Source organism: Clostridium sp., from assembly GCF_032552055.1.
Classification (GTDB): domain Bacteria; phylum Bacillota; class Clostridia; order Clostridiales; family Clostridiaceae; genus Clostridium.
On sequence record NZ_JAWGSV010000439.1, the window covers coordinates 1 to 1,109 of the forward strand.

Annotated in this window: 2 protein-coding genes; both read right to left on the minus strand. The window is 22.5% G+C overall.

Annotation, left to right across the window (positions count from 1 at the left end):
* Nucleotides 1–220, minus strand: a 220-nt coding sequence (locus tag E6248_RS16240) for a hypothetical protein (protein ID WP_396335168.1), incomplete at its 3' end; no start/stop codon positions are given.
* A gap of 4 nt (nt 221–224) precedes the next feature.
* Nucleotides 225–998: a GDSL-type esterase/lipase family protein gene (locus E6248_RS16245; protein WP_316341801.1), complete on the minus strand. Its 774-nt coding sequence runs from the start codon at nt 996–998 to the stop codon at nt 225–227.
* Between the last annotated feature and the right edge of the window lie 111 nt (nt 999–1,109).

Genomic DNA, 1,109 nt, shown 5'->3' on the forward strand with positions numbered 1-1,109 from the left:
ATATATAGTTATCTATATCATTTGTAGAAACACCATATATTTTCCTTAAATCTTCTATTGTACCTTTTTTATAATCTTCGGTTATAAGCTTATTAATATCCTCACTTAGAGCTTCTATATTCAATTCCTTTTCTTTTAAAAATGGATAAGCTAAAATAAAAATTAATACTACAAATAATATCTCGATAATATAAATCCTTGAATATTTCCCTCTAATCATCTTATTACTCTCCTATCAAAATGCTTTCCTTTAACGTCTCTAGCCAAATATTATAAAACTCATATTTAAAATGGATCCCATCTCCCTCATATAAATCTGTTCTACTACTAATTTTAGAATTTACATCCACATATGCTACATTTGTTTCACTACAAACTTCTTTAATAATATTTCTAAATTCAAATATATTTTCATTCGTTAATCTATAGTTAGTATTTATTGCATTACTCAGTACATTAGTAGGAGAAATTGCATAAATTTTTACTTTTGGCAATTCACTTCTTATGGTATTAATTAAACTTTTATATATTTCTCTAAACTTGTCTTCTGTTAAATTTTCATTTAAACCATCAAATTCGATTACATCATTCATGCCATAAAATAGAACTATACTTTCAGGATTTATTTGCTTAATCTTATCTATTTTACTGATTGCATCTTTCACATTATCTCCTTTTTCAGCTATGACATTGTACTCATTAACTAATTCATAATCTATTAATCCTTCTGTTATTGAATCACCTAAAAACAATGTATTCTTATAAAATTGAAAAAAACTAATTTCTTCAGAAGCTTGTATTTCTTCCTTCTCTTTAGATTTTTCTTTTTCTAATTTAATACTGTTTTTAATAGTTTCAATATCATTATTATTATTTAAAACTTCTATGGCTTCATTAATTGTTTTATTATCTTTAATAATAATAGAACTAAAAAAAACTCCTCGTACACTTATAAAAACTAATATTATACTTATTAAAATTAGTATTAATCTCTTCATATGTAAACACCTCATATCATTTATAATAAAATTATACTTACATTTATTTTAAAAAAGTTACAAAATCATTACATAGTAAATACATATTTGTTATTTTAAATATAAATATAC